The sequence below is a fragment of the Methylacidimicrobium sp. B4 genome (assembly GCF_017310545.1).
Taxonomy (GTDB): Bacteria; Verrucomicrobiota; Verrucomicrobiia; order Methylacidiphilales; family Methylacidiphilaceae; genus Methylacidimicrobium.
In genome coordinates this window covers 1,367,518-1,391,052 of the sequence record NZ_CP066203.1, presented here as the reverse complement: position 1 = coordinate 1,391,052, position 23,535 = coordinate 1,367,518, and the positions used below count along the sequence as shown (strand labels likewise).

General features: G+C 64.0%; 22 protein-coding genes and 2 pseudogenes. 15 read left to right on the top strand and 9 right to left on the bottom strand.

Translation table 11 applies throughout. The features are described from left to right. Positions 1-15: 15 nt before the first annotated feature. Complete coding sequence (locus tag MacB4_RS06675; protein WP_206863120.1) at positions 16-390, bottom strand: DUF423 domain-containing protein; 375 nt, start codon at positions 388-390, stop codon at positions 16-18. A 152-nt stretch (positions 391-542) separates the two neighbouring features. Between MacB4_RS06675 and MacB4_RS06670 the strand changes: the two genes are divergently transcribed. Continuing rightward, positions 543-1,664 (top strand): carbohydrate kinase family protein, encoded by a 1,122-nt coding sequence (locus tag MacB4_RS06670; protein ID WP_206863119.1) that lies wholly within the window; start codon positions 543-545, stop codon positions 1,662-1,664. 59 nt (positions 1,665-1,723) lie between these two features. On the opposite strand, the gene MacB4_RS06665 is transcribed toward MacB4_RS06670, so the two are convergent. Then, positions 1,724-2,518 (bottom strand): thymidylate synthase, encoded by a 795-nt coding sequence (locus tag MacB4_RS06665; RefSeq protein ID WP_206863118.1) that lies wholly within the window; start codon positions 2,516-2,518, stop codon positions 1,724-1,726. A gap of 29 nt (positions 2,519-2,547) precedes the next feature. On the opposite strand from MacB4_RS06665, the gene mutS reads away from it, so the two are divergent. The 5 genes and pseudogenes from mutS to MacB4_RS11380 form a co-directional block, all read left to right on the top strand. Beyond that, positions 2,548-5,112: a DNA mismatch repair protein MutS gene (gene mutS / locus MacB4_RS06660; RefSeq protein ID WP_206863117.1), complete on the top strand. Its 2,565-nt coding sequence runs from the start codon at positions 2,548-2,550 to the stop codon at positions 5,110-5,112. An 80-nt stretch (positions 5,113-5,192) separates the two neighbouring features. Further along, positions 5,193-5,618, top strand: coding sequence for a phosphoribosyl-AMP cyclohydrolase (hisI, locus tag MacB4_RS06655; protein ID WP_206863116.1), 426 nt, complete (start codon positions 5,193-5,195; stop codon positions 5,616-5,618). A gap of 177 nt (positions 5,619-5,795) precedes the next feature. Then, positions 5,796-6,197, top strand: coding sequence for a recombinase family protein (locus tag MacB4_RS06650; RefSeq protein WP_242529153.1), 402 nt, complete (start codon positions 5,796-5,798; stop codon positions 6,195-6,197). After that, the gene (locus tag MacB4_RS11265) at positions 6,190-6,348 is read left to right on the top strand and encodes a hypothetical protein (protein WP_242529152.1); all 159 of its coding nucleotides are present in this window, start codon (positions 6,190-6,192) and stop codon (positions 6,346-6,348) included. Before MacB4_RS06650 ends, MacB4_RS11265 begins: the two co-directional genes overlap by 8 nt. Next, positions 6,311-7,369 (top strand): annotated as a pseudogene (locus MacB4_RS11380) (IS200/IS605 family accessory protein TnpB-related protein); the annotation flags it as partial. The gene MacB4_RS11265 and the pseudogene MacB4_RS11380, both read left to right, overlap by 38 nt. Positions 7,370-7,835: 466 nt before the next feature. On the opposite strand, the gene MacB4_RS06640 reads toward MacB4_RS11380, so the two are convergent. Further along, entirely contained in the window at positions 7,836-8,918 is a 1,083-nt protein-coding gene (locus MacB4_RS06640) for an acyl-CoA reductase (RefSeq protein WP_206863115.1), read from the bottom strand. Beyond that, the gene (locus MacB4_RS06635) at positions 8,915-9,997 is read right to left on the bottom strand and encodes an acyl-protein synthetase (protein ID WP_206863114.1); all 1,083 of its coding nucleotides are present in this window, start codon (positions 9,995-9,997) and stop codon (positions 8,915-8,917) included. The genes MacB4_RS06640 and MacB4_RS06635 overlap by 4 nt, the downstream gene beginning before the upstream one ends. A gap of 90 nt (positions 9,998-10,087) precedes the next feature. On the opposite strand from MacB4_RS06635, the gene MacB4_RS06630 reads away from it, so the two are divergent. The 5 genes from MacB4_RS06630 to MacB4_RS06610 are packed head-to-tail and all read left to right on the top strand — an operon-like array spanning position 10,088 to position 13,490. Next, positions 10,088-10,360: a polymer-forming cytoskeletal protein gene (locus tag MacB4_RS06630; protein ID WP_206863113.1), complete on the top strand. Its 273-nt coding sequence runs from the start codon at positions 10,088-10,090 to the stop codon at positions 10,358-10,360. Continuing rightward, positions 10,357-11,133 (top strand): hypothetical protein, encoded by a 777-nt coding sequence (locus MacB4_RS06625; protein WP_206863112.1) that lies wholly within the window; start codon positions 10,357-10,359, stop codon positions 11,131-11,133. The genes MacB4_RS06630 and MacB4_RS06625 overlap by 4 nt, the downstream gene beginning before the upstream one ends. Before the next feature lie 53 nt (positions 11,134-11,186). Further along, positions 11,187-11,870, top strand: a complete 684-nt coding sequence (locus MacB4_RS06620) for a hypothetical protein (protein WP_206863111.1) — start codon at positions 11,187-11,189, stop codon at positions 11,868-11,870. Continuing rightward, positions 11,803-12,339, top strand: coding sequence for a hypothetical protein (locus tag MacB4_RS06615; protein ID WP_206863110.1), 537 nt, complete (start codon positions 11,803-11,805; stop codon positions 12,337-12,339). The genes MacB4_RS06620 and MacB4_RS06615 overlap by 68 nt, the downstream gene beginning before the upstream one ends. Before the next feature lie 26 nt (positions 12,340-12,365). After that, positions 12,366-13,490, top strand: coding sequence for a VIT1/CCC1 transporter family protein (locus MacB4_RS06610; protein ID WP_242529151.1), 1,125 nt, complete (start codon positions 12,366-12,368; stop codon positions 13,488-13,490). Between the two features lie 14 nt (positions 13,491-13,504). Here the strand turns inward: MacB4_RS06610 and recN are convergent, their stop codons facing one another. Both recN and prfB read right to left on the bottom strand, forming a co-directional pair. After that, positions 13,505-15,202 carry a DNA repair protein RecN gene (gene recN, locus MacB4_RS06605; RefSeq protein ID WP_206863108.1) on the bottom strand — a complete coding sequence of 566 codons (1,698 nt, stop codon included), beginning with the start codon at positions 15,200-15,202 and terminating at the stop codon, positions 13,505-13,507. A gap of 22 nt (positions 15,203-15,224) precedes the next feature. Then, positions 15,225-16,286 (bottom strand): annotated as a pseudogene (gene prfB / locus MacB4_RS06600) (peptide chain release factor 2); the annotation flags it as partial. A 171-nt stretch (positions 16,287-16,457) separates the two neighbouring features. Between prfB and MacB4_RS06595 the strand changes: the two are divergent. Genes MacB4_RS06595 through MacB4_RS06580 form a run of 4 tightly spaced genes read left to right on the top strand, consistent with a single transcriptional unit; the run spans position 16,458 to position 19,595 of the window. Further along, a complete protein-coding gene (locus MacB4_RS06595; RefSeq protein WP_206863107.1) occupies positions 16,458-17,642 on the top strand; it encodes a molybdopterin molybdotransferase MoeA in 1,185 nt (394 codons plus the stop codon). Then, positions 17,639-18,133, top strand: a complete 495-nt coding sequence (gene moaC / locus MacB4_RS06590; RefSeq protein ID WP_206863106.1) for a cyclic pyranopterin monophosphate synthase MoaC — start codon at positions 17,639-17,641, stop codon at positions 18,131-18,133. Before MacB4_RS06595 ends, moaC begins: the two co-directional genes overlap by 4 nt. Further along, positions 18,130-18,636, top strand: a complete 507-nt coding sequence (gene mog / locus MacB4_RS06585) for a molybdopterin adenylyltransferase (RefSeq protein ID WP_206863105.1) — start codon at positions 18,130-18,132, stop codon at positions 18,634-18,636. The genes moaC and mog overlap by 4 nt, the downstream gene beginning before the upstream one ends. Continuing rightward, entirely contained in the window at positions 18,633-19,595 is a 963-nt protein-coding gene (locus tag MacB4_RS06580; RefSeq protein WP_206863104.1) for an NADPH:quinone reductase, read from the top strand. The genes mog and MacB4_RS06580 overlap by 4 nt, the downstream gene beginning before the upstream one ends. Positions 19,596-19,737: 142 nt before the next feature. Here MacB4_RS06580 and MacB4_RS06575 read toward each other — a convergent pair whose 3' ends face one another. The 3 genes from MacB4_RS06575 to MacB4_RS06565 form a co-directional block, all read right to left on the bottom strand. Beyond that, positions 19,738-20,889, bottom strand: coding sequence for a Re/Si-specific NAD(P)(+) transhydrogenase subunit alpha (locus MacB4_RS06575; protein ID WP_206863103.1), 1,152 nt, complete (start codon positions 20,887-20,889; stop codon positions 19,738-19,740). Positions 20,890-21,229: 340 nt separating this feature from the next. Next, a complete protein-coding gene (locus tag MacB4_RS06570) occupies positions 21,230-22,516 on the bottom strand; it encodes an MFS transporter (RefSeq protein WP_206863102.1) in 1,287 nt (428 codons plus the stop codon). A gap of 23 nt (positions 22,517-22,539) precedes the next feature. Beyond that, on the bottom strand, positions 22,540-23,511 hold the full coding sequence (locus tag MacB4_RS06565; RefSeq protein WP_206863101.1) for a deoxyhypusine synthase family protein: 972 nt from the start codon (positions 23,509-23,511) through the stop codon (positions 22,540-22,542). Between the last annotated feature and the right edge of the window lie 24 nt (positions 23,512-23,535).

Sequence of the window (23,535 nt, the reverse complement as noted above, 5' to 3'; positions counted from 1 at the left end):
ATCCCGTCCAGGTCGCTAACCCGCCGAGTCAGGCTTGCGAAAGAGCGTCTCGAGGGAGAGAGCGAGCCAGCCGATGCCCAGGAGACCGCCGCCAAACGGGGTTGCCCGGGTCCATCCGCCGTTTCCGGTGAGGACCCATGCGTAGAGGCTCCCCGAAAAGAGGAGGACGCCGATCAGGAAGCAGAGGGAGGCGAGGACAAAGCCTTTCGGATATCGGCTCAGGGAGAGCAGGGCGAGCGTGTGGACGAACTGGTAGAGGACGGCCGTTTTCCAGGTTTCCTGGGCGTGGGGCAGCAGGGGAGAGACGGAGAGCCGATGGGCGCCGTAGGTCGCCGCGGCGATCCCCAGAAACCCGAGCAGCCCGGCAGCGACTCCCCGAAGACGATTCATCGGATGCCTGTTGCGAGATTTGTCCGTGAGATTGCCCCTGCCTGTCGAGCCGATTTTGCACTCTCCGAGCCCAAGGGCGAAGACCGAGCCATTTCCTTCCGCCGCAGCATTGTCAAGAAATCGGTAAAGGCGTATAGCAGAACAGAATCGCCATGTCCCAGCGGCAGATCGCCCGACAGACCCGGGAACGGCTCTTGGGAGCTCGGGCGCAACTCCTCAAGCGGCTTTGCCTGGTGGGCTTTGACGGGCTTGTGGAGGAGTCGTTTCGAGTGATCGACCATCGCCGATCGCAGGCGCAATACTCCGTTCTTGCTTCGGTCGGACAGTTCTTGGCGCGGCTCCGTGGCGAGGAGCAAGGAGGAGCCGATCCGGCTTTCGAGCTGGTCGAGGGCCGTGCCCGCATGAGCGGGAGTGCTCCCTGGCTCTCGTCGGCCCTCGGCGCCTTGGGAGCTCAAGTCCATTTCGTCGGTGCCTGCGGAAAGCAGGGATGCGTCCATGGGGCGTTTGCCGAGGTCGAGAAGCGGGCCTCGGTTCATCCCGTGGCTCCCCCCGCCTATGAGCGGGTCCTGGAATTCGGCGACGAGCGCATCTCCTTTGGCGACTACCGCCCCTTGGAGGAGATCACCTGGGAGCTCGTGGAGGAGCGTGTCGGGGAGGCGGCGCTGCGCGATCTCTGGGCCAAGGCGGATCTTGGCGCGTTCCTGAACTGGTCACGGCTCACCCATCTTTCTCTCCTCTGGAGACGACTGCTTTCCGAGCTTTGCCATGCGTCCGGTGCGCCGCGAAAGCTCCTCCTCTTCGACCTCGGGGATCTTCGCCACCCCACCGATGCCGACCTCCTGTCGGCGCTCAAGATTCTTGAGGAGTTCCAGGCACGCCACGACGCAATCTTGAGCTTGAACGATCAAGAAAGCGAAACGGTTGCCCGCGTGCTCCATCTGCCCAGGACCGACCTCGATCTTGCGAGTGCGCTCTCCTTGGCTGCGGCCATCCGGGAAAAGGTCGGCATCTCTACCGTCGTGATCCACTGTCCCAGGTTTGCCGTCGCCGCGGACGGGGAAAGCGAGGAGGGGTTGGAATGCCTCCATACGGCAAGGCCGAAAATCGTATCTCAAGCCGGAGACCATTTCAATGCCGGATTTTCCGCCGGCCGGCTTCTCGGCTGGAAGGCCGACTACTGCCTGCAGCTGGGAATCGCCTGCGCTGGCTTCTATGTCCGGCATGCGGCAAGCCCGACCCGCGAGGAGCTCATCCGTTTCCTGCAGACCATCTAGGCGGAGGATCCCTGCTTCTCCTCGCTTTGGGCCTTGGCGGAAAAAGAGAAGGCCCTGTGCTATACGGCGACCGGAGCGCGGATCGAGGGCGCGGGATCGTAGCCGATCAGCGAAATGTTTTCGTAATGGATGTCCTCGAGCCGGCAGATCTTGGGATCGATCTCCACGCGAGGCAGGGGCCGCGGGGAGCGGGTGAGCTGGATTCGAGCCTGTTCCAAGTGGTTGGCATAGAGGTGGACGTCGCCGAGGGTATGGACGAACTCCTTGGGTCGGAGGCCGCAGACGTGCGCAATCAGGATGGTGAGCAGGGAATAGGAGGCGATGTTGAACGGCACGCCGAGGAAAAGATCGGCGCTCCGTTGATAAAGCTGGCAGGAGAGAAAGCCCTCCTGCACATAGAATTGAAAGAGGACATGACACGGGGCAAGCGCCATCTGGGTGAGCTCGGCGGGATTCCAGGCGGTGACCAGGAGACGCCGGCTGGACGGATTGCCGCGGATCTGCTCCAGGAGCTCGTGGATCTGATCGATCGCGCTTCCGTCGGCGCCGCGCCAGTCGCGCCATTGCGCCCCGTAGATCCGACCCAAATCCCCTTTGGCATCGGCCCATTCATCCCAGATCGTGACCCCGTTCGCTCGCAGGCTCGCTACGTTGGTTTCCCCGCGGAGGAACCAGAGAAGTTCATGGACGACCGACTTCCAATGGATTCTCTTGGTGGTCAGGAGAGGGAAGTGGGTGGTTAGGTCGAATCGAAGCTGGGCGCCGAAAAGAGAATAGGTGCCGGTTCCCGTGCGATCCGGGCGATAGGCGCCGTCGCGGAGAACGGTTTTCAGCAGCTCGAGGTAATTTCTCATGCCGGGTCAGGACCGACTGTAGGAGAAGAATGAAGTCGTCACAATCCCAACCAGAGGTCAAGGCTTCGCCCGAGACGCCGATGATGGCGCAGTACCGTGAAAGGAAAGCCGAGCTGCCCGCAGATGTCCTGCTCCTTTTCCGGCTGGGGGATTTCTACGAGCTTTTCGGGGAAGACGCCCAGGCGGGGGCGAGCCTTCTGGGGCTGGCTCTGACCCACAGGCAGGGGATGCCGATGTGCGGAATGCCGGTCGATTCGGCCGACGGCTACATCGCCCGGCTCGTCGAGGCGGGGAGGCGGGTAGCGGTCTGCGAGCAGGTGGAAGCCCCGAAGCCCGGACGGCTGGTTCGGCGAGAGATCACCCGGGTCATCAGCCCGGGCAGCCTGCTCGACCCGAGCTCGCTCCGCTCGAAGGAGAATAACTTCTGCCTGGCTCTGGTTCCTGGTCGAAATCAGATGGGCGCGGCGGCTATCGACTTGGGAACGGGCGAGTTTCGCGCGGGGGAGCTGGGAGGAGAGGGGGAGCTGGCCGACCTGCTCTGCCGCCTGCGGCCGAGCGAGATCCTCCTGCCGGAAGAGGCGGCCGATCCGCGGACGTGCCGGACTCGGGACAAGGGGCTCCAAGCCCTTCTCGGAGCCTGCGCCAAGCCCGTGCTGACCCGGCACAAGAAGTGGGCCTTCACAGAGGAGCATGCTTCGACGCTCTTGCTCTCTCATTTCGGAACGAAATCCCTGGCGGGATTCGGGCTGGCTGCGGCCCCGCTGGCTCTATCGGCCGCGGGGGGGCTCTTTCACTACCTGCGGGAGGAGCTCCGGCAAGATCTCTCTCACGTGCGGGACATCGCCCCGATCTGCCGGGCCGACCTGCTCGTCCTGGACGCCGTGGCGCAGCGTACCCTGGAGCTTCTCTCCGCCCTGGGCCAAGGAAAGAGCTTTCTGGAGGCCATCGATCGGACACTGACGCCCGGAGGGGGAAGGCTCTTGCGCCAGTGGGTCTGCGAGCCTCTCGGCGACCGGACGAGGATTCAGGCCCGCCAGGATGGCATCGCGTTTTGGGCGGAGCGAGATCGGAGCCGGCGGGAGCTTCGGGAGCTTCTTCGGACCATCCGGGATTTGGAGCGGCTGCTTGCGAAGGTTGCGCAGGGATCGGCGAGCCCCCGGGAGATTGGAGCGATCAAGGATTCTCTCAAGCCGCTCTCGAAGATCCGCGATCTTCTGGCTCTTTCCGGAGAGTGGGCAAGCCGGCGGGGCGATCTCGAGCCGCAGGAGGACCTGGTAGCGGAGATCGAGCGGGCCCTTGTGGCCGACCTCCCTCTCTCCTGCCGGGAAGGAGGCATCTTTCAATCGGGTTTCGACCCTGCCTTGGACGCCCTGCGCGAAGCGGCCGAGAGCGGGAAAGAGTGGCTCCTGGCCTTTGAGCGGAGCGAGCGGGAGCGAACGGGCCTCCGGTCGCTCAAGCTCCGCTACCATCCGGTCTTCGGCTACCTGTTGGAAGTGCCTCGCGGCCAGCTCTCTCATGTTCCCTCGGACTATGTCCGGCGGCAGACCTTGGCGAATGCGGAACGATTCACGCGGCCGGAGCTGCAGGAGATGGAACAGAAGATCCTCGGTGCGGAGGGTCGTGCGCGCGAGCTCGAGCGGGAGCTCTTCCGATCCCTGCAGCAACTTCTTTGCGCGCGGCTCCCCGCTCTTCAGAGGGCTGCGCGGGCGCTCAACGAGATCGACGTCGCCGCAGCTCTGGCCGAGCTCGCTCGGGAGAGGGGGTATGTTCGTCCCGAGATGGTGGAAGAACCGATCGTCGAAATCGTCGGTGGCCGCCATCCGGTTGTCGAGCAGGCTCTGGTTGGCGAACGTTTCGTTCCCAACGACACCTACCTCGATGGCCGCCATGCGCGCTTGGCCATCCTTACTGGGCCGAACATGGCCGGCAAGAGCACCTACTTGCGGCAGATCGCCCTCATCTGCCTGCTCGCGCATATCGGCTCCTTCGTGCCCGCAGCGCGAGCAAAGATCGGAATCCTTGACCGGATCTTCACGAGGATCGGGGCCAGCGATGACCTTGCGAGCGGCCAGAGCACCTTCCTGGTCGAAATGCAGGAGACGGCCAATCTTCTCCGCCACTCCACCGAAAGGAGCCTGGTGATCCTGGACGAGGTGGGCCGCGGGACAAGCACCTTCGACGGCCTCTCCATCGCCTGGGCGGTGGCCGAGGAGCTCTGCGACCGAAACCGCTGCCTCACCCTCTTTGCCACCCACTACCACGAGCTGGCCGAGCTGGCCCGGAACCGGAGTGCGGTACGCAATCTCTCCCTGGCCGTTCGAGAGATCGATGGGGAGGCGGTCTACTTGCGAAAGGTCGTCGAAGGGGTCATCGACAAGAGCTATGGGCTCCAGGTGGCCCGGCTAGCGGGCTTGCCCGAGCGGACGATCGCCCGAGCGGCGGAGGTGCTATCGGGGCTCGAAGCCGAGGAGGAGGATCCGGGGAGCAAGGCGGTAGAGGCTCGCCGTCGCCGGCGCCGCGAGGAGGCCGAAGATCTCCCCCTCTTCCCCGGCTGGCAGCGGCAGAACGGGAAGGAGGGAGATCGCGTCGGATGAGGCCGCCCGCTCCTCTGGAGCGGCCCCGCACGGCTTTCTCCTTGTCCCGGTTCGGAGCCGATGCGAGGATGCCGTAACGTATGAGCGTGGGTTCGGAAATCGAGGAGGGCACCCGTCTCCAACCCCGGTTTGATGCGGCCGGAACGATCCCTTGCATCACCGTGGACGCCGAGACAGGCGAGGTGCTCATGGTTGCCTACATGAACCGGGAGGCGCTCGACCAGACGATTCGCACGGGCTTGGCCACCTACTATAGCCGCTCGCGCCGGAAGCTCTGGGTGAAAGGGGAAGAGTCGGGCTTCGTCCAGCGGGTCCAAGAGCTGCGGGTCGACTGTGACCAGGATTGCCTTTTGCTGAAGGTTTCCGTGAAGGGCGGGGCCTCTTGTCATGTGGGCTATCGGAGCTGCTTCTATCGACGGCTCAAGCCGGGCCCTTCGGGTGATCTTGAATTCGTCGAAGCCGCAAAGGTCTTCGATCCCAAGAAGGTCTACCGACAAGGCTCCTGAGCGGAAAGGCGGCTCGGGCTTCCGTTCCGCGTTTTGAAGAGTGCGTTGGAAGAGCGCCTGGGAAGAGCGCGGTTAGCGGCCACTTCCGACTCTTGCTTCTCCGCCATCCGGCGGGCGGGGTTGCCAACAGTTGACTAATCAATAGACATAACTCACGTTGCATGGCATTCTTTTCCCATGAAGCTGAGCGTCTGGGCAAGGCGGCAGGGGATTGGCTCCAAGACGGCTTGGCGGATGGGGAAGGACGGCAAGCTGCCCGCGCCGATCGAGCAGTTGCCGATTGGGACGGTGATCGTGCATGCGGAGGAGAGGCAGCCCGGCGGAGTTGCCCTTTACGCGCGCGTCTCCAGCGCCGACCAGAAGGCCGATCTGGACAGGCAGTTGGCGGGGCTGGCGGAGTGGGCGCTCGCCAAGCGGTTGCCGATCGTCGATGCGCTCAAGGAGGTTGGCTCTGGGATGACCGGCCATCGCAAGGGGCTCTTGCGGCTCTTGCGCGATCCAAAGGTCGGCGTCATTCTGCTCGAGCATCGGGACCGGTTGATGCGGGCGAAAAAGGCGCTCGAGGCTCTCCATGAGTGATCGTCCGGTCTTCACCTACCAGACGCGCTTGAGGCTGGCGCCAGAGCAGGTCGCGGCTCTGGACGCCTATGCAAATCTCTACGGGCGAGCCCAAGCGGGCCCTCTTTGCCAGGATGCGGGTGGGGATTCCGATGGGCGATCTCAAGTGTGAGTTCCTGCGGCGCTTTGGGATCACCGCCCGGCAGTTCCACGCGATTCGCGTGGGCCTCGAGGGCAAGATCGCCTCGATCCGGGAGCGTCTTCCGGAGTGGATCGTCGAGGCCGAGTCCCGCATCCAGAGAGCCGAAAGCGTCGTCCGCATTCTCGAGGCGAGGGAGCCGGGCTCCGAGAAGCTGCACCAGAAGAAGCGGCGGCTTGGAAGCCTTCGCGCCAGGCTTGCGGCACGGATCGCCGACCGGGACTCGGGTCGCGTCCGCCTCTGCTTCGGCTCCCGCCGCCTCTTCCGCAAGCAGTTTGCCCTCAAGGAGAACGGTTATGCCAGCCATGCGGAGTGGAAAAAGGAGTGGCAGGCGGCGCGGAGCGGCCAGTTCTTCGTGATCGGATCGAAGGACGAGACCGCGGGCAACCAGTCCTGCCAGGCTTCGGTCGAGGAAGACGGCAGTCTCACGCTGCGTCTACGTCTTCCCGATGCGCTGGCCACGGATGGCAAGCTTCTGGTCATTCCCGGCGTGCGATTCGCCTATGGCCAGGAGGAGATCCTTCAGGCGCTTGCCGCGAGCCGGGTTGTCTTTTCGCAAACCAAGACGGGCAAGCCTGTCCGGAAGCGGGAGGGAGTGGCGGTAAGCTACCGCTTTTTAAGGGACCGGAAGGGCTGGCGGGTCTTCGCGAGCGTCCCGGCCAAGCCCGTTCCCGTTGCAACGAGCCGTCTGGCGGGAGCGGTTGGGATCGACATCAACCACGACCATCTGGCCGTGGCGGAGACGGACCGGTTCGGCAACCTGCGGCGGGCCCTTCGGGTGGATCTCAACCTCTACGGCAAGACCGAAGATCAAGCCAAGGCGATCATCGGCGACGCGGCGAGGATGATTGTGGAGATGGCCCGGGAGCGTGGTCTTCCCCTGGTCCTTGAGCGGCTGGATCTCAAGAAAAGGAGGGCTGAGCTTGAGGTGGCAAGTCCATCCGCCGCCAGGAAGATCTCGTCGTTTGGCTACTCCAAGACCATTTCCCTGCTCAAGGCGGCCTGTTTTCGAGCCGGAATCGAGGGGATCGAAGTCGATCCGGCCTATACTTCCGTGATGGGTGCCATGAACCACGCGCGTCATCACGGTATGAGGTCTCACCAGGGCGCGGCCTATGCCGTGGCCAGGAGAGGCTTGGGCCTCTCCCAAGCGTCCGACCGTGCGGGAGGCCGCCCGCGCCGGCCCGCAATGGCGGCCACCTCACCTTTGCCCTACCCGCGAGGAATCGGGCGAAGCCTGTGTGGTCGTTCTGGTCGGAGGTTCGGAGGAGGCTCAAAGCGGCGCATGCAGCGCATGCCGGGTCGGGAGGCTTGCGAGAGCCGCCCGCGCCTTTGCTCCCGGAAACGCGGGCATTGGGCGCCACCTGGGCATTGCCGGCGGAATCCCGGCACGCGAACCGTCGGCAGAACTGTTCGGCCGACGTCATCGACGACCTTCCCTGCTAGGGGGGGATGGTTGTCTATGGTTTTAGGAACGGTCCTTCCCAATCGATCCAGCGGATCAGGTCGGTCAGCGGTGGCCTTCCGTCGTGATGCCAGAGGGGAGAGGGGGACTGCATCGTTCCCGCCGGGCAGAAGCGGCTCGCTCCAAGACGGCAAAAGAGCTTGCGGAGGGAAGCCGGTAATGCTGCTCCGACTCCGACCGAGGAGAGATGACCCTGGAGCGGAGCCAGCCAATCCGCGAGCCGTTTTCTCGGAACCGGGTCGAGGTAGAGAACCCGATGGCCGCAGGTGGGCGCAAATTGGGGGAGATCGCGGACCGCGAGGGTCCATTGGAGCTCCTCCCCGTCGTCCCAGGTGGGCCAGCCGAGCGCGCGAGCGACCGTGCGGGCTTCGCGGATCCGAGCGGCCTCCTCGGCGCGGCGGCGAACGGGTCGAGCCCGAGCCTCCTCGGAAAGCGCACGGATCAAGAGCTTTGCCAAGGAGAGGACCGCGGCTCCGGGCTCGACGATGAGGCACTGCGGGGAGAGGCAGCCCAGCTGATCATAGGCCGTCAGGTCTCGAGCGAGGGCTTGCGCCAGGACCTGCGTCGGCTGGCGGATCCCCCCGAGCCAGAGCAGGCTCGCTCGATGTCCGTAGCCGACGAAGATCTGCCCGTTCCGGCAGCGCGACCGGAAGTGATCGATGGTCTCGTCCCTCCCAAAGACCACGACGGCGTCAGCCGAGGCGAGGATCTCCTCGGAATACGATGGCAATATCCGGGTCAGCTTCCGGAGAGCCGGCGGCAGAGCCGCGCGAAAACGGGCCATCGCATCCCGCTGTTCCTCGGGACACTGGAGAAGATTCTCCGATCCCAGAAGCAGGCCTTCCAGGAGAGAGCGCCATCCCGAAACGGGAAGGGTGCTCGCCAAGACGTGGTAAATCCGTCGCGGTGCGACCGCGTGGCTCCAGATGCCGCCGTATGGCACGAAGCCATCGAGGGCTTTCGGGCTTCCCAAGGCGATCTCCAGGAGCGTGCGGAGATCGTCGGGACCCGAGATCCCGAGCTCGGGGAAGAGACGGCAGGTCGGAGCCAGCTGCTCGATGCGATCCGCCGCCGTCATTGCGATCGAAGGTCCTCGACGGTGAGGGAGCAGCCGCGCAAGGGGGCCGCACGGGATCGACCGAGGAGGCGGAATCCGTCTCCTGTCGCAATCGCTTCGTCCTGGGTCTGGATCCCGAGAACCGAATCGATGTTGGCGAGGTCGATCCAGGCCGCCAAGCCTCTGGCTCCAATCGGGGATTCCAGGCCAGTGAGCGGGTCGAGGACCCGAACGCGTGTCCAGGGTGGAGTCCGGTGGGTTCCTTCTACGCCTTGCGCGTAGGCTTGGCTCGAGAGCTCGGTCATCCCGTATTCGCTCCAGATCTGACTTGTCGGAATGCCGAACGTCGTCTCCAGGGCGTGATAAAAGTCGCGCTTGGAGATCTCGCGGGTCCGTCCCTTGAAGCCGCCCGTCTCCAAAAGGAAGCTTCCCCGAGGCAGCGGCAGGGGTGCCCCCCTTTCGCAATCGAGAAGAGGGACGAACGCAAAGGCGGTCCCGCAGAGTCCCACCGGTCGGTTCTCGCGAACGGCGCGCGCGAGCGCGGCTCGTAGCCCCGTCTCATCGAGCAGACCCTGGCGAATCCAGAAATGGGACGGCCGGGGGTTGGCTTCCGCCCAGAATCCGAACATCGCCGATAGCGAAGAGCGAGGAGCTTCTTCGGGGGAAGCGACGAGGAAGTGGAGCTCAACCGCCTCCCAGGGGACGCCCGCTCTCCTGGCTCCTTCGGTGCTCACGACCCGATAGAGATCGACCTCAAGGAGGGAGTGGCGTCCGCGCTCTCGAGCGGTCGTTCCGCTCGTTTCGAAGACTCGTTGGGGAGTCCGGGGCTCATGGGCAAACAAGGACGCCCTCTTGAAGAGCTCTTGGGGGAGAGGAGGAATCTCACGCCAATCGCGGGGGTCGCCGCCCTGGGCCCGCAACAGCCGCTCCAGAGGCGTAACGTGCCTCGCCTGCACCTTGCAGAGGGTGAGCGCCAGCCGACGAAAACGGTTCTCCTCACCCGGCCCAAGGCCCAAAAGGAGCTCGCCCCAGCGCCTTCGGCCCTCCGGGAGGCCAAGGAGATCCTGGAGCGCGATCGGTCCGTTTTTCTCTTTTGCCATTCTTCGTTCTCTCGGCGATCATAGCAAGGCATCCGCCCTACGGAGTGGGGAAATTTGCTTCCGAGCGACGCAGAGAAGGAGTTTCTGGCAATGGACGGCGCGGAGAGAATGAGCCTCATGCCGGGGTCCGATCTCCAGGGTGAGATCTTTGCCAATCGAGATGGCTGGGTCGGCGGGAAGTTCTCCGGGACTCTGGTGGTCGCCGGGAGGCTTGTGGTTTCCCAGTCGGCCGAGGTGCGCGGAGTGCTCGTCGCGGGTAGCATGGACGTCGAGCGAGGCGCTCGCGTTGAGGGTGTGTGCTTCGTCGGTCCTCATGGGGTCGAGGAATGGAGGCGGTACCGGCAAGCGGAGGGGCCCGAATGACCGACAGGAGAATTCGGATCGGTCAAAAGCAGATCTGCTGTCCTCATTGCGGACACGAGCAGTGGGAGGCGCCCGCCGCGCTCTCGACGATTTGTCGGAAGTGCCATCAATATGTTCCTCTTTCCCCGAAGAGAGGGAGCGATTCCTCTCGAAAACGCCGCCCGGTGCGGGACCGGTTCGTCCGCTGTCCCGATTGCGGGGCGGGTCAGTATGTCTACTCCGCCGCGCTCTCCTCGGGATGCATTGCCTGCGGGATCGACCTGAACCTGGTCAATTACCAGGTTCGCGGCAGGGCTTCGGAGCGGCTGAAGACGCTCGGGGACGTCGAATTTCATCCGGGTTGTGAGTATCATGGGCCACGAGTGGAGGCGCGCCAGGTGTGGATCAGTGGCCGGATCGACGCGGAGGTGCGGGGAAGCCAAGCCGTGCAGTTCCGGAAGGAGGGAGACGTCAAGGGAGGAGTCGTTGCTCCCGATGTGGAGGTCTGTTCTCGGACGAGTGCTTCCTCCGCTGCCATCGTTGCCTGTGCCCTGCGGGTGGCGGGTCGACTCGAAAGCAATCGGATCGTGGCGGTGCGCGGCCTGGAGGTAGAGGACGGAGGGAGCCTTCGGGCGGCGCGCATTCTCACTCCGCAAATTCGGTTGGTCGGGCGGGCCTCCCTTCTCGGAAGAGTCGAAGTACGGCCTCTGCCGGAACCGCCAGAGGTCTCCCTACCGGCCTTGGAAGAGGTGGCCCGACGGATTGCCCCGGAGGAGCCGCTTTTCGGCTGGTGAGGCTCCCTTCGGGTTGCGGTCGGGAGGGCGACCTCGTATGGTGATGGCCGTTTATGCTGCAGCCGTTGATCTATCTGCTATGGACCTGGAGCGTAGGCTTCTCGATTTTCGCGCTCGGGATGCCGGCGAGCCGCGCGGACATTTTGCCCGAGCAGGCACCGCCTGTGGTTCCCGGAGCCCAGCTTCCGGGGCCGGAAGACGGGGTGGGGCCGGGAGGGGATTTCAGCGCACGGATCTATCGGGAGGCCATCTATAGTGCGGGCATGGACACGGGGAGCTTGCCCGGGGGCGGGACTTTTTCGTGTGCGTCGGCGGTCTGCTTCGTGCTGAACCGGGTTCTCGGCTCGCCCAAGGTAAGTCCCTATCTCTCGGAGCTCGAGCATTGGCTGGAAGCGAATGGAAAGCGGATTACAGACATGCGCCAATTGCGACCGGGCGATCTGATCCTCTCGCCCCATTCGCTCACCGTCTCGGGCCAAGCGGGAATCATCGGAAGAAAAATCAGCAACCATCCCGATTTCGAGATCTATGCAAACTGGGCGCAGAATCATCTTTTTGTCCCGAGCTGGTCTCTCCGGAAGTGGAGACAGTATTTCGAAACCCGATTGGGGCTCGACGTCGTCTTTTTTCGCGTGATTCGCAGCCCGGAGAAGGAACAAGGAGAAACCCGTGAGAGTCTTTTGGATTGCCGCCGCCCTCCTCTTTTCAGCCTTTTGTCGCCAAGCTCTGGCCGATGAGTCGTCCATTCTCCTGCCCAATACGAGCCCTCGGCTGGCGCGGTATTTGCAGCAGCTGCCCCTGAAAGCGCAGCAGGAGATTGCGCGGCGCTTTCGCGCCGAGCTCTCCTATGATCTGATCGGGAGTGGCGCCATTCCGGACACGACCGGGAAGTCGATCCTCGAGATCGAGCTGACGACCGAATCGAGTTGCGGGGTCATGGTCTTCGAAACGACAGAGACCGATGCGCGGTTCCTCTTCCTCGACGATCTGCCCTATCGCATCCCGGATCGCTTTCGGCTGAGCGACGGGGAAAAGCGGACGATCGCCCTTGTCTTTGCGCGATTCGAAAAGAGCGAGTTCAAGGATCGAGACTGGGCGCGCATGTGGTTTTCCCGGCCTTCCCTGATGACTACATGGCAGTTGGCGGCGTATCGGGAACTGGGCATGCTCCCGCGGGAGTTTGGCCGCTTAGGCTATGGACCGTGAAGAGCGGAAAGCGGGACGACACCGGCATGCTGCGGAAGTACTGCCTTGCCGAAAAGAGAAGTGCGGAGGCCTATCGGGATCTGGCCGAGCGGGAGAACGACCTCCGCCGAAGGGAGGTCTTCCTCCGCCTGGCGGAAGCCGAGGAGAGACACGCGGCCCGGTGGGAGGAAGAGCTGCACGCACGGGGAGTCCCGCCTCCCGACCTCTCGGGAGGCTGGCGACGGCAGTGGCGCCGCTGGTGGCGGCGGGCGGTCGATCCGACCCTGATCATCCGGAATCTGGAGAGGGCCGAGGATCGACAAGAAGAGCAATACCTGGGGCACCGGAAGGCTGGCCTGATCCCCGAGGAGTTGAGCGCCGCCTACGGAGAGATGGCGGCCGAAGAGCGCGCCCACGCCCAGGCCCTGCAGGCACTCGGCACGTCCAGCCGACCCAAGAGCGTCGCCGAGGGGATTCTCGCCCGGGAACGTTGGCACAAGCGGGGCGGCGGATGGGTGGCCGACGCGATCTATGGCGTCAACGACGGTTTGGGTGCGGTCTTCGGGATCGTCTCCGGAGTGGCGAGCGCCACGGAGAACCAGACCCACTATGTACTCCTTTCCGGGTTAGCGGGCATGCTCGCCTCAGCTCTTTCGATGGGTGCGGGCGCCTATCTCGCGGCAAAGAGCGAACGGGAGGTCTACGAGGCGGAAATGGCCCGGGAAGCCGAAGAGATTGCACGACACCCTGAGGAAGAAAGGGAAGAGATGGCGCTCTTTTATGAGCTCCAGGGCTTCGATCGGGAAGAAGCGCAAGCCATGTCGGGGAAGCTCTTTGCCCGTCCCGACCAGTTTCTGGCAGCGATGTCTCGGTCGGAGCTGGGGCTTGCCGAGGAATCGTTTCCCCGCCCGGCGACCGCCTGCCTTTCCGCATCGATCTCCACGGGGATCGGCGCCTTGGTTCCGCTCCTTCCCTTCTTTTTTTGCGGCGGACTTTGGGCGATCTCGCTCTCGTTTGCCATCAGCCTGATCGCTCACTTCCTCGTCGGTGCGGCCAAATCCTGGATCACGACTCGCCCATGGTGGTCCTCCGGGCTCGAGATGACGGCGGTGGGTGTGTTGGAGGCGGTCGCGACGTACATGCTGGGCCTTCTCTTTCGTGTCCATGCGTAGCCGCCGGGAACCTCTCAGTCCTCCTGCCGCCGAATAGAGGAGGATGCCGGACGCGGACCTCCCGAAAGCATGCGCTCGGCCAAGGCGAGCGATTCCTCGCTTTTGCCTCCTAGCATGCGCGCCAGCTCCTCTTTTCTTTGGAGGAGGCTCAAGCGTTCGAACGAGACTGAGGTCCCCTCAGCCGAGTGCTCTTTTCTCACGCGAAAATGCGAGTCGCCCTGAGCCGCGACTGGGGCGAGATGAGTCACGCAGATGACTTGATGCTGCCTGCCCAGGTTCCGGAGATGGGCACCCACCTTCCATGCGGTTTCGCCCGCCACGTTCGCGTCGATCTCGTCGAAGACGAGGATCGGAACGTGATCGACCGCGGCGAGGACGGTCTTGAGGGCAAGCATGAACCGGGCCATTTCGCCACTCGATGCGGCCTCCCGGAGAGGGAGGGGCGGCCGACCAGGGTTGGGCGCAAAAAGAAACTCCACTTCTTCCGCACCTCTTCTTCCCGGATGGGGTCGGGTGATCCAGTCGACACAAAACTCCGCCCGAGGAAACCCGAGCTCGGCAAGCTCGTGGGAAACCTTTTGGGTGAGCGTTTCCCCTACGCGCCGCCTTGCTTCGCTGAGCTGGCGATACGCTTCCTCGAAGAGACGCTCGAGCCCGGGCCGCTCTTCCGCGAGCTGGCGATGGTGCCGGAGCTCCTCCTCCTCTTCGGAGCGCTCCCGTTCCGCAGCCCGCAGCGTCCGGAGCACGTCGGAGAGAGTGGGGCCATATTTCCGCTTCAACCCCTCGAGGACGCTTCTCCGCTGTTCCAGGGCATTGAGCCGCTCGGGATCGACTTCGAGCCGTTCCCGGTAATCGATGAGGAGGGTCTCCATCTCCCGAAGGCCGACGGCAGCGGCTTCCAGCAGCTCTTCGGCTTTCGCAGCACCTGGAGCATCGAGGCTCGACCAGCCCGCCAGCACCCGGCGCGCGCGGGAGACCCGCTCGAGGGCGCCCTCCTCGGTGAAGAGGAGCGCATTAAGCTCACCCACCATCTCGAGCAGCTTCCATCCATGACGGGAAAGCTCGAGCTCCCGGAGGATCTCTTCCTCTTCTTCCAGGCGAACGGCCGCGTCTCCGATCTCTTGAATGACGTTCATGCGCAGGAGACGGCGGCGTTCGCGCTCCGGATCGGAGAGCATCTGTTCCCGCCTTCGTGCCCATTCGAGCTTCTCATAGATCTCCCCAACATGGGCGACCAGCGCCTGCAAGCCGCCGAAGGCATCGAGAAGGAAGAGCTGGGAGCTCCTCTGGAGAAGAGATTGGTGCTCATGCGGGCCGTGGAGGTCGAGGAGGGAGTCGCCGACCTGCCGCAGGACGGTCAGCGTGGTCGAGCAGCCATTGACGAACTGTCGGCTCGCTCCGGATGCGGGGAGGCTCCGTTTCACCAGCAGCCGCCCTTCCTCGCAGGGGTCCGCGCCGCTCGATTCCAGAAGAGAGCTCAAGGTCTCCGCCGCTCCTTCTTCCAGGAAAAATTCCCCTTCGACCGAACAGGTCTTCTCGCCATCGAGATAGAGCGATCGGTCTGCCCGATTGCCCAGAAGGAGGCCCAAGGCCCCGATCAACAGGGATTTTCCGGCGCCGGTCTCGCCGGTGACCACCGTAAATCCGGGATCGAGCTCCCATTCGAGACAGCCGATCAGAGGCAGGTGTTCGACGCGGAGAAAACGGAGCACGATCTCCCCCTGACGATGGTGGCTATGGCGCGTCCTCCGCCGCCGTGGAGCGGCTTTTGCCTTTGAGAAACGCCGAGAGGAACGGCTCGATCTCTCCATCGAGAACGCCCTCCACATCCGAGCTCTCCTCTCCGGTGCGCAGGTCGCGCACGAGCTGATAGGGTTGCAGGACGTAGGAGCGGATCTGGCGTCCCCAGCCGATTTCTCCCTTTTCCCCGTAGATCCGCTCCTGCTCCGCCCGCCGCCGGTCGAGCTCGACCTCGTGAAGACGGGAGTGAAGGACGCGGAGGGCCGTAGCGCGGTTTTGGAGCTGGGAGCGCTGGTTTTGGCAGGTGACCACGATCCCGGTGGGCAGATGGGTGATCCTCACGGCGGAGTCGGTCGTGTTGACTCCCTGGCCTCCGTGGCCACCCGATCGGAAGACGTCGATTCGCAAATCCGAAGGAGGAATCTCGATCGCGACCTCCTCGTCGACCTCGGCGACGATGTCGACGGAAGCGAAGCTCGTCTGCCGCTTCCCCTGGGCGTTGAAGGGAGAGATGCGAACCAGCCGGTGGACCCCTCTCTCGCCTTTCAGGTAGCCGTAGGCGTAGGAGCCTTCGATCAGGACAGTGGCCGCTTTGACCCCGGCCTCCTCGCCAGCGAGGAGGTCGAGAATTTCGAACCGGAAATCGTGACGTTCTGCATAGCGTTGATACATGCGAAGGAGCATCCCCGCCCAATCGCAAGCCTCGGTCCCCCCGGCGCCGGCATGAATGCCGAGAATGGCGTTCTTGGCATCGAGCGGGCCGGCCAGCAGGAGACGGAGCTCCGCTTCGGCAAAGTGGGATTCGGTCGCGGCGAGCTCACGGTCGAGCTCATCCTGGAGCGCCAGATCGGGATGCTCGCCCAGCAGCTGCTCAAGCGCTCGGAGATCCGCTACCCGCCGCTCGAGGCCCCCGAGATCCTGCAGCCGGGAGCGGACTTCCTTGTTGCGGGCGATCGTCCGTTCCGCCTCTTCCCGGTTGGACCAGAATCCGACGGATGCCATGCGCTCCTCGAGCTGCCGATGTTCCGCGAGAAGGCGATCAGCGTCAAAGAAACCTCCGCAGTTCGCGGAGGCGAGCCTCGAACACTACCCACTGGCCAGAGCCATTCTTCTTCTCGTCCATGTCGCGAGCATAAGCGCTCCGGTTGGGTGGCGCAAGGTGTGGGATGGAAGCCTGGCCATGCTTTCCGCTTGCGTGGGGAAGACACCAAAGGCTTTCTTGAAGCGATGGTAGCGGCGGAAGAAGCATGGCGCATCCTGGGAAGCTGGGCTCAGCCGATCGAGACCGAACGGGTGCCACTGGGCAATCTCTCCGGCAGAGTGCTGGCCGAGGAGATTCGAGCGGAAACCCCACTCCCTCCCTTTTCCCGGTCGCTGGTGGATGGATATGCGGTGCGCTCCGAGGATCTGCCTGGCCCGCTCCCCGTCTGCGGGATCTCTGCGGCGGGTCGGCCATTCTCTGGAACGCTCCCTCCGGGGAAGGCGGTGCGGATCCTGACGGGGGCGATGGTTCCGGAAGGTGCGACTCAAGTCGTGATGCAGGAAGAGGTGGAGCCTGCGGATGGAGCGGTCTTCGTTCGCCCTTCGCCCGGCTCCTCCCATATCCAATCCAAGGGCGAGGATGCAAGGACGGGCGAGCTCTTGTTGGGCCCTGGGGTCCGGATCGGGGCGGGTCAAGTCGCCCTCCTGGCAAGCTTGGGGAGAAGCGAAGCCTCCGTTTTCCGGCGACTGCGCCTGGCGCATCTGCTCTCCGGGGACGAGCTCGCTCCAGCAGGGGGATCTCTCTCCGCGGGTACGATCTACGATGTCAATGGGCCAATGATGGCCGCTCTCTTGGCGCGGAGCGGGGTCGATCGGATCGTACAGCGATGGGTCCCGGATCTTCCGGAGCCAATGGAACGGACGATCGGAGAGTGGATTCCCGAGGTCGATCTCCTCATCCTTTCCGGAGGCCTGGGACCGGGCGAAACCGACCTCGTGCCGAAGGTGCTGGCGTCCCTGGGGTGCACGATCCATTTCCACGGGGTGGAGATTCGCCCGGGGAAGCCTGCTCTCTTCGCTTCTCGGGGAAGGACGCTGGTGTTGGGTCTGCCCGGCAATCCGGGTGCTCATCTGGCGCTTTTCTGGCTCTTCGTGAAGCCCCTGCTCGACGCTCTTTCCGGGGCGCCCTTCGCCATTCCTTGGCAGACCGGACGCCTCCGCGTCGATCTTCCTTGCCGCCCGCTGCTCCGCGAGACCTTCTGGCCGGTCACGACAGCGATTCAAGAAGGGTCGGTCTGGCTTGAGCCCATCCCTTGGACCGGGTCGGCCTCGGTACGGGTCCTGGCTCACGCGCAAGGGTTCGCCCGACTCCGGAAAGGAAGGGGACCCTTTGCGGCCAAGGAGCTCCTCTCCTTTTTCTCCTTCTCATGAAGCCCTCCTCGACCCCTTCCTCCGCCTCCTTCTCCCATCTCGATGACGCTGGGCGCGCACGCATGGTCCGCGTGACTGAGAAGGAGGACCAGAATCGCCGGGCGGTTGCGGAGGGGATCTTGCGGCTGGCCCCGGAGACGGTCGAAAAGCTCCGGAAGGAGGCCCTCCCCAAAGGGGACGTGCTCACCGTCGCCCAGGTAGCCGGGATCCTGGGGGCAAAGAAGACGGCGGACCTCATTCCTCTCTGTCATCCGCTGCCTCTCCACCATGTAGAAGTTCGGTTCGCGGTCGAGCCGGATCGGGTCCGGATTCTCGCCGCAGCGGAGACGGTGGGAAAGACCGGTGTCGAAATGGAAGCGCTGACGGCCGTTGCGGTTGCGGCATTGACCTTGTACGACATGTGCAAGGCGGTCGACAAGGGCATGTCGATCGAGGGGGTGCGCCTCCTCAAGAAGGAGAAGGAGCCGGTTGCGGGGAGGGAAGGGCAATGAAGGTCGGCCGGATTACCCTGAGCGATCGCGCGCACAGTGGGATCTACGAGGACCGCAGCGGCCCGGAGATCGAGCGGGTGGTCGAGGAGCTCTTTGCCGAACCGATCGAGTTTGTCCGAATCCTGCTTCCCGATGAAGAGGAGCGGATCGCCTCCGCACTCCGCCGCCTTGCCGATCAGGATGAGTGCGCCCTGGCCATCACGACCGGGGGTACGGGCCCCGCTCCTCGCGACGTGACCCCGGAGGCGACCCGCCAAGTCCTGCACAAGGAGCTGCCCGGGTTTGGAGAGATCATGCGCGCTCTCTCGTATGCCCGGGTTCCGACCGCCATACTCTCTCGGGCGACCGCCGGCATTCGCGGTCGCTGCCTGATCATCAACCTGCCGGGGAGACCTTCCGCGGTGCGCGAATGCCTTGCGCTTCTCGGACCGGCAATCGCCGAATGCCTCGACCATATCCAAGGCTTCCGACCGCGGTTGCGGGAGCAGAAGGAGGGAGGATGAAGGCGATTCGGGTTCATGCGTTCGGAGAGCCCGAGGTGATGGTGCTCGAGGAGGTGGCGGACTTGGAGCCGGCTCCCGGCCAGGTTCTGTTGCGGGTTGAGGCCGCAGGGGTGAATCCGCTCGATGCCTACATCCGCTCCGGCCGTTTCGGCGTGCTTCCTTCTCTACCCTATACTCCTGGACGAGATGCCGCAGGCCGGGTCGAAAGGGTGGGAGAAGGGGTTTTGGGCGTGAAGCCGGGCGACCGGGTCTATGTCGGGGGCAGCCTCTCCGGAACCTACGCCGAGTGCGCTCTTTGCGAGGAAGGGCAGATCGGCAGGCTTCCGGAATCGATTTCCTATGCAGAAGGCGCCGGAGTCTTCATTCCGTACGCCACCGCCTATCGCGCCCTCTTTCAAACGGCTCGGGCCCTGCCCTCCGAGAGGGTCTTCGTTCATGGAGGGAGCGGTGCCGTGGGCCTCGCAGCGATTCAGCTGGCCACGGCTGCCGGGTGTCGTGTGGCTGCGTCCGCAGGAACGGAGGAGGGCCGCAAGCTCGCAAGGGAGCAGGGGGCCGAGACGGTCGTCGACCATCGGTCGGAGACGCACGGAGAAGAGATCCGGGAGTGGACGCAGGGGGAAGGTGTCGCCGTCATCCTGGAGATGCTTGCGAACGTCAACCTCGGCAAGGATCTCGATCTTCTCGCGGTCGGAGGGCGGGCCGTCGTGATCGGTTCCCGGGGCTCGGTCGAGGTCGATCCCCGTGCCATTCTCTCCCGGGAGGCCCGCATCCTGGGCGTTTCTCTCTTTCGCGCCTCGGACAGGGAGATGGCGAGCATTCGTGCGGCACTCGAAGCGGGGCTCGCGGGCGGGACCCTCCGGCCGATCGTGCGGGAAGAGCTGCCGCTCGAGCGGGCAGCCTTGGCCCACCGGCGGGTGATGGAGCCCGGAGCCTTGGGCAAGATCGTGCTGATCCCCTGAAATACGGCCAGAAAGGGGCAGTGGGCTCGGTGGTGGAGGCTTTTTCGCGTCGCCGAAGACCATCCTGGCCTTTGGAAGAGGGGGCAGAACGTTCTCGATGCCCGCAAATCCCGGAGCAAGGCTCTCGCCGACTGGCGAACGATCACGCAGCCGATGCGGGGCGAGCGGCTTCGCGCGCCTTGCGAACGGCTTCATGAACGATCTGCCCGTCCCGGCAGATGAGCGTCTGCTCGAAGATCGGATCCTCCGGCTGAATCTGTACCGCTCCGTCTTTGACCAGGAGGGCGAGAAAGGCCTGGAGGTTCTTGGAATAAAAGAGGCTCGCCTGCGGTGCCAGCCCGGATGCCGGATTGAGGGGGCCATGCAGGGTGACTCCGGAGCGAACGACGGTCAGCCCGGGCTCGGTGAGCTCGCAGTTTCCGCCTTGCTCCGCCGCCAGGTCGACGATGACTGACCCTGTTCGCATCCTTGCCACGGCCTCCTTGGAGATGAGAACGGGTGCTCGCCTGCCTGGAATGAGGGCTGTCGTGACGACGACATCGGCCTTTTGGCATTGGGTGGCGATCAGCTCGCGCTGGCGCCGGAGGAACTCTTCCGATTGAGCCTTGGCGTAACCCGATCTGTCCTCCGCCTTCTCCCGCTCCATCTCGAGCCCGACAAATTTGGCACCCAGGCTTTCGACCTGCTCCTTGGCCACCGGACGAACGTCGTGTGCCTCGACGGCGGCCCCAAGGCGTCGCGCCGTCGCGATCGCCTGCAATCCGGCCACGCCCGCACCAATGACAAAGACACGTGCCGGCGGGATCGTTCCGGCGGGAGTCATCAGCATGGGAAAGAAACGGGGCAGGGAAGAGGCAGCCAGCACAATGGCACGATAGCCCGCCACCGTGCTCTGGGAGCTAAGCACGTCCATCGACTGGGCCCGGCTGATCCTGGGAAGCAGGTCGAGGGCAAAGACGGTGAGCCCCCTCTTGGCCATCTCCTCAACGAGTGGAAGACGGGATAAGGGGTAGAGAAGCGAGAGCACTACGGCCCCAGGAGAGAGCGCCTCGATGTCCCCTGAGGAGGGAGCATGGAATTGACAAAGGATCTGGGCTTGCCGGAGCACCTCGCCGCGGCTTTCCAGGCGTGCGCCTTTTTCCTGATAGGCATGATCGGAAAATCCGGCGGCCTCCCCCGCACCCGATTCGAGCATGACTTCGAAGCCCAGCTTGGTCAGGGCGGGGATTCCCTCGGGAATGAAAGAAACCCGGTTTTCCCCTGGCAGCGTTTCGCGACAAGTTGCCAAGATCATGCGGTCGGTCCTTTCCTTGGAAAAGGGCACCCACTATAGGATGCCGCCTCTTCGGGAATCAAGGGAGCAAAAAGAGTTTTCGCAACCGTTCCGTCAGACTTGCTCATTCCTGCCTAAACAGGAACAAAGCTGACTTCCTGCTTCGTCGAGGCTGGTTTCACCCGGCGCTTGCGTGCCGAGCCAGAGCCCTCCTCTCCACAGGCGTGACTTCCGGCGGAACTCGCCGTAGGGCCGTCCAGGACGGCCACGGTCAGTTGAAATCTACAAGAAAGATTGAAAAAGATCAAATAATTAATCAACTGTTCAAACCCTTCTGGAGGTCGGCTCCACGAGCCGGCGCTCATCGTGCGGGGGGCGATTCCGAAGGCTTCTCGCCGGGAAGACGAGCCAAAAAGAAGAGGCTCGCCGCCATGAGCAGGCTCAAGCAGAGGAAGAGGATGGCGTAGGCGTCGATTTCCCAGGGGCCGATCGAGCGATGTCCACCCCGGAAGGAAGCGAGGAAGCCTCCCCAGAGGATGGGACCCGCTCCCAATGCCAGGCTGTTGACCACGCTAAAGCGGGCAAAATATTCGCTGCGGCCTTCCCGAGGAGCGAGCTGCATCGCCAGATGGACATTCCCGACTTGAAAGCAGGAGAACCCGATGCCCCAGGAACCGACGAGCATCGCCAGGGTGATCGGGTGGATGGGGAGCTGACGCGCAGCGATCGCCATCCAGAGGACAAAGCAGATCACCATGGCAAAGACCGACGCGAAGAGAGCCGGCCGGTTGCCGAACCGGTCGATCCGGTTCCGCAAGAAGACGAGGCAGAGCAGGATTACTCCGCTCTGACTGGCCAAGAGCCCGAAGAGAGCGGCAGGGCTCCACCGGTACTCGGCTTGCAGCAGAGGAACCCAGAAGACCGCGCCCGCCGCGAGGGAGCTTGCGGTCAACGCGTTGAAGACAAGGAGATCGAGCAACCCACGACTCCCGCAAGGCTTTTGGGTACCCTTGAACCCACTCCGGTCGGCGACGGCGACCGGAACGTCCGGCACCTTCTGGAGAAGGGAAAGGCTGCAGATCCCAGCGGCGAAGCTTCCCCAGAAGATCCAGGAAAAGGTCGTGAGGGAAGAAGGCCCACGAAAGAGAAGGAAGGAGCTCGCCAGGATGAGCAGGTTGGCCGCGGCTGAGAAAAAAAGATCCCGAGCCAGATACCATCCACGCGAACCTTCCGGAATCAACGAGGCCATCCAAGGGAGAAAGCCGCAGAGAGAGGCTCCTCGGGAGGCGTTGTAGGCCAAGAGCAAGAAGAGCATCGTCGCTGTTGCGGCTTCGTGGCCGATCCGGGGGACCGCCCATGGGAGCAGCGCCATGCCGGCGATAAAGCCGGTGCGAAGCGACCATCCTCCAACCACAAGGCGCTGGTAGCCGATCTGGGGCAGGTAGCGGGTCGCCGGAATCTGCAGGAGATTAAGCAGGGGGCCGAGGGAGGCGACGATCCCGAGCAGAAAGTCGGAGGCCCCCAGCTCCCGGAAAAAGAGGATCATGGGGACCCCGTTGACGAGGGTGAAGGAAGCGGTGTTGAAGAGCTGGAACAGGTTGATGCGCCACACCGTATTCCGAAGATCCCGACCCGGGGCGGCGATCATGGGGCGAGCGGCGGCGGACGACTCTAGCGTCCCAGCACGCAAGCGAAGAGGAGTGGGGCGACGATCGTCGCATCGGACTCGATCACGAACTTGGGCGTCGATGAGGCGAGCTTCCCCCAGGTGATCTTCTCGTTCGGGGCGGCACCGGAATAAGAGCCGTAGCTTGTCGTTGAGTCGCTGATCTGGCAGAAATATCCCCAGCAGGGGACGTTTTCCTCCTGCATGTCCTGGTGGAGCATCGGCACGACACAGATGGGGAAATCGCCAGCGATCCCGCCACCGATCTGGAAGAAGCCGAGGGAGTGGCGGGCGGTCGTCTGTTGATAGAACTTTGCCAGCTGCATCATGTACTCGATGCCGCCGCGGACGGTCCGCGGATCCCGGATCTTGCCCCGCAGGCAGTGGCCCGCATACATGTTTCCCAGGGTCGAGTCTTCCCAGCCCGGAACGATGAGAAAGACCTCCTTCTCCATGGCAGCCAGAAGCCAGCTATCCTTGGGGTCGATTTGGAAGGAGGGGTGCAGTCGACCGGAACGGAGCACGTTCCAGAGAAACTCGTGGGGAAAGAGCCGTTCTCCCTGTTGATCGGCGCGAATCCATTCCTCGAGCACGGCCGCTTCGATCCGGCGCATCGCTTCCTCCTCCGGGATGCAGGTGTCGGTGACCCGGTTGAGGTGGCGCCGGTAGAGAGCTTCCTCGTCGGTGGCGGAAAGCTCCCGGTAGTGCGGAACCCGGACGTAGGAGTCGTGGGCAACCAGGTTGAAGAGATCCTCCTCGAGGTTGGCTCCCGTGCAAGAGATCGCATGCACCTTGTCCTGGCGGATCATCTCCGCGAGCGAGATCCCGAGCTCCGCCGTGCTCATGGCTCCTCCCAAGGCGAGCAGCATCTTTCCCCCCGCCGCAAGGTGGTCCCGGTAGGCGCGGGCGGCGTCGACGAGTGCTGCGGCGTTGAAGTGGCGGAACTCCCGGTCGAGAAAGTCGGAAATCTGTCCCATAGGTGGCATCGGAAAAGCGTTCGC